The organism is Streptomyces glaucescens (assembly GCF_002154375.1).
Classification (GTDB): Bacteria; Actinomycetota; Actinomycetes; order Streptomycetales; family Streptomycetaceae; genus Streptomyces; species Streptomyces glaucescens.
Window position 1 is genome coordinate 1 of sequence record NZ_MUND01000558.1, and the last position, 4,527, is coordinate 4,527.

Below are 4,527 nucleotides of genomic sequence, written 5' to 3' on the forward strand. Positions count from 1 at the left end.
GGTTCTGGGGTACGCCGGGCAGGCGCTGGTTGAGGATGTCGCTGACCGTGCGCAGGGCGAGCTGCTTGGGGCCCTCCAGCTCGAACTTCTCCGCGCCCTCCCCGCCGAGCAGCTCCTTCACCAGGTCCATCTGCGCCTGGATCATGCGGAGCTGGTCCTCGCGCATGCTGCTCATGACGAGCCGGGAGTCCTCGGGGTGCTGGGCGAGGTGCAGTGCCCACGACTGCACGCCGCCCTGCGAGAGGTGCCACTGGTAGAACTGGATCTTCTGCGCCTCGATGCGCTGCAGTTCCAGCTGGTGCTGCCCCTGGAGGAGCGCCTGCTCGTGCTGCCAGCGCTGCTGCTGGAGGAGGAGTTCCTGCTGCTGCCGGCCGTAGTCCATGGCCCGGCCGAGCTGGAGTTCGTCCTGCTGCCGGTGCCGGTGGTCCACCTCCACGTCGACCCGCATGCCCTGCCGCGCCGTGCGGACCTGCTCCTCCGCGGAGTGGTCGATGGCCTGGAGCCGCTGCTGGTGGTCGATGTTCGCCTGGTCACGCCGCAGCCGCAGCGTCCAGGTGACCTGGAGGCCCGCGGGGGCGCCGAGCGGGCCGACGAGCTGCGCCGCCTTCAGCAGTTCCGTCTCGGCCGCCGCGCTGTCGGCGATGGTGAAACGGCGGGTCACCGGCCGGGCCGTCTGCTGGAGTTCGCCGAGGAGCAGCCCGGGCACGTCCCGGATCCCGCTCGCCACGAACCGCCCCGGGTCGACCACCTGCCAGGAGACGTCCACCTCGGCGGTGAACTCGAACGCGTCGTTGTCACTCGGCAGCGTGAAGGTGTCCGTGAAGGGGTGGACGCCCATGTCCACCTCGTAGACGGCGGTGTAGCGGCTGGCCATGATCTCGCCGCGGGTGGGCCGCCTGGGCGGCAGGAACGTCTCGTACCCGCCCTTGGGAGTGGCGAAGACCAGGGCGTGGTCGATGCGGACCACGTGCTTCAGCGACAGGTCGAAGCGCGACAGCTGCCGCACGGTGAGCACCGGGTCGATCAGCCGGGTGTGCCGGTCCGCCGGCTGCTGCCACTCCGGCTGGCGGTGGAAGGTGGGCATGGTGCGTGTCTCCTCGGGGACGTACTCGGGACGTGCCGGGGGCCGGGGTCAGCCGAAGGCGGTGAGCAGGCGGGCGGCGACCGGCGGCGGCGGGTTGCCGTCCTCGCCGGGCATGGTGCGCAGCAGATGGCTCAGCCGCTGGTACTCGGGTTCGCTGGTGACGAGCTTCGGCAGGAGCGCGGCGAGGGCCCATTCGGTGGCCGTGGAACGGTCGGCGATGAGCACCCACTCGCGCAGGAGGTCCAGGGCCGGCCGGGTGGCGTGCGGGTCGCCGAGCGCCCGGCGCCACAGGCGGGCGATGCCCTGCGCGGCCGTCTCGTCGTCGGCCGTGGCCCGGGCGTACCAGCCGAGGACGAGCGGCAGGCCGTACCGCTCGTCGCCCTCGGTGCGCCGGCAGGCGTTGATGAAGCCGCCCAGGGCCAGGTCACGCACCGCCCGGTCGTCGTCGAGGTGCCCGAGCAGCCCGGCCAGCACCTCGGCGGCGGCGGGCGACAGCAGCAGCAGCTCCACGGCCTCGGCCAGCTCCGCCGCCATCTCCCGGTCGAAGTCGTCGGGGCCGTCCGGCTCCGCGTACAGGCGGCGGGCGGCCTGGCGCAGCGCGGCGAGGGCCTGTTCCGGCCGCTCCGGTCCGATCAGCGCGTAGGCGCGGACGGCCACCCAGCGCAACCGCCGGTCCTCGCTCCCGGACCAGGCGTCGAGGATGCGCGGGATGTTGGGTGTGTCGCTGAAGTGGGCGAGGGTGAGCGAGTTGACCGCGACGAGCCGGTGCCGGAACCGGTTCGAGGTCGCCCACGGCTCGATGACCAGCGCCATCGCGGACGGCAGGTCGGCGCGGGCGAGGACGGCGACGGTGGACGCGGCCCGGGTGCGGACCAGGGGCCGGCCGTCGTCGGCGAGCCGGCGCAGCCATGCGATGAGCGCGGGCCGGGCCGACGGGTGGCCCGTCCACACCTCCCGCAGCAGCACCAGCGAGACCCGGTCGTCGGTGAACGCGGCCATCGTCTGCGTCACGGGCCCCCACTCGGTGTGCTGGTCGTCCTCGTACAGCCGTGCGCGGGCCAGTTGCAGGCGCTTGCCCACATGGGTGCCGAAGACGGGCACCTCGGGGACGCGGGCCGGGTTGTCGGTCTTCTGGAGGAAGCGGTAGAGCAGGTCGCTGAGTTCGGCGGTGAGCGCGTACGGGCCGCCGTCGAAGGCGGCGAGGGCGACGAGGAACGCCTTGTCCCGCAGAGGGACGGCGCTCTCGTCCTCCTCGAACCACTCCTGGACCTGGTTCTCCAGCGAGGCCAGGGAGAAGCCGGCGACGGCCCGCTCGGTGACCTCCTCGGCCGCGTACCGGGCGAGCAGCTGGGCGAACGCGGCGGTCTCGCGCAGCTGGTGGCCGCGGCCCAGGAACTCCTTGACGTCCGGCAGGCCGAGCAGGCGGGCGGCCGTCGCCTCGTCGGTACGGGCGCGCAGATGCGCGGCCAGCACCTCCTCGGCCGCGGGCGGTCGCCAGCCGGCGGCGGGCACGTCCTCCAGGGCGGCGGTGGGACCGACGGTGATCACCAGATAGGCGCCCTGCTCGGCGAGCCGGTCGCGGACGGCGAGCAGGTGCGGTTCGCGCAGCGGGTTGCCGCGGCGGGTCGTCAGGTCGCACAGGACGTACCCGCGCACGCCCTGCCCGCCGTCCTCGGCCGACGCGGTGCACCGCTCGGCCAGCGCGCCGGGGGAGGTGTCCCGGTCCAGCAGGTGCACGGGGGACGCGCCGAGCCGGTGCAGCAGCATCAGCGCGGCCGTGCGACGGCCGGTGAAGCGGGCGCCGGACAGCACCAGGACGCGTTCGCGGCGCAGCCGGTCCAGCAGGTCCCCGACGGTCTCCTCGGCGGCGACGAAGGACGCGGCGAGCCGTTCCAGCGTGGCGCGGGGGATCTCGCCGGAGGCGGAGGCGGCCGTGGAGAGACCGGAGAACGACCAGTGGTGGATCTCCGTCTTGCTGCCCATGATGACGTCGCCGGTGACCCGGCCGCCGGACACGCCGTGCTGGTCGCCCGCGACGTAGCCGCCGCTGAAGCGGGTGCGGGCGCCGACGTTCATGGTGCGCGGGCTGTGGTCGATCAGGTCACGCCGGGCCGACCAGGCGTTCTGCGGCTGGTCCCGCTCCTCGGCCTCCTCGGCCGCGCCGTCCGGGCCGGACTCGTCCGCGGCCGGGTCGTCCTGCTCCGGGGCGGGCCCGGCGCCGGGCGCCGCCGCTCCCTGCGCCCCCGGCTCCTGCCCGGTCACGGCCGCTCCTCCTGCTCCGTCTTGCCGCCCTGCTCCGTCTTGCCGCCGGTGACGACGTGCTTGCCACCGGTGGCGGCCTGCCTGCCGCCCGTGGCGACGTGCTTGCCGCCCATGACGACGTCGCCGGTGACCCGGCCGCCGGACACGCCGTGCTGGTCGCCCGCGACATAGCCGCCGCCGAAGCTGACCGAGCCGCCGCTGACGTGCAGTACGGGGCCCGGCGCCGGGGCTCCCCGGTCTCCGGCCGGCGCCGGGCCGCTCGCGGGCGGACCGTCCGGCGCGGGGGACCCGTCACCGGCGGCGGAGCGGCGGGAACCGTTCCGCTCGGCGGGGGCGGAGCCGGGGTGCGCCGGGCGGTCCCCCGATCCGCCCGGCGCGTCCCCCTCCCCCTTCTCACCATGGTTCGTGCCGGCCGCCCCGGCGGGCAGCGGGCCGTGCAGCCAGGCCGTCAGCGGGCCGTTCTTGCTGGGCACGGTCACGCGGTGGAAGCCGTCGGCCGGGATGCCCGGGTGGTCGTGCCGTACGACACCGGCGTACAGGGCGTCCGAGACGCACAGCGCGAAGTCGTCGGCGCGCTCGCGCAGCGCGGCCCGCAGCACGTCCGCGTCCAGCAGGCGGCAGGCGTGGTTGAGGTCGGAGCCGACCCAGCCGTCCCGTCCGTCGACGGCGACCCAGCCGGTGGCGACGACGCCGCGCAGCCGGATCTGGGCGGACCGGGACGCCATGCGGTTGACGGCCCGCAGTTGCGCCGGCACCTCGCTGAGCAGGGCCCGCAGCAACGCGGTGACCGGGGCGTTGGCGTCGATGAGCTCCATCACCGAGTCGCCGCGGTCGGCCCGCAGCCGCCGGGTCTCGTCGATGCCGGCGCTCTGCAGCGCGCGGTCGGTGATGTCGTAGAGCATGCGCCGCAGATAAGCCTGCTCCACGTCGTCCCGGTCGCTGAACCTCTCGATGTCCAGCAACAGGATCGTGCGGCTCACGGGGTCGCTCATGGTCGCCTCTCGAACGGGGGGTGGCGGACAGCGCAAGCGTGGTGGTCCCGGGGCCCGGGTGGTGAGGGCGGATGACGCACTCGGACTGTGACCGTGTGCACAGAACCGTGTGTACAGAAGGCCCACCGGGACGCGTGCGTCACTCCTCCCGCGGCCCCGGCGGCGAGGGGATGCCGGGGGCGCGGGCCG

The 4,527-nt window shown here is 74.6% G+C and carries 3 protein-coding genes; all 3 read right to left on the reverse strand.

Annotated features, from left to right (window positions below):
• Window positions 1-1,084: hypothetical protein (locus CCN42_RS31680; RefSeq protein ID WP_107427673.1), on the reverse strand; the 1,084-nt coding region annotated here is incomplete at its 3' end.
• A 48-nt stretch (window positions 1,085-1,132) separates the two neighbouring features.
• On the reverse strand, window positions 1,133-3,346 hold the full coding sequence (locus CCN42_RS31685; protein ID WP_086740759.1) for a hypothetical protein: 2,214 nt from the start codon (window positions 3,344-3,346) through the stop codon (window positions 1,133-1,135).
• Window positions 3,343-4,338 carry a hypothetical protein gene (locus CCN42_RS44970; protein WP_245877558.1) on the reverse strand — a complete coding sequence of 332 codons (996 nt, stop codon included), beginning with the start codon at window positions 4,336-4,338 and terminating at the stop codon, window positions 3,343-3,345. The genes CCN42_RS31685 and CCN42_RS44970 overlap by 4 nt, the downstream gene beginning before the upstream one ends.
• Window positions 4,339-4,527: the final 189 nt, after the last annotated feature.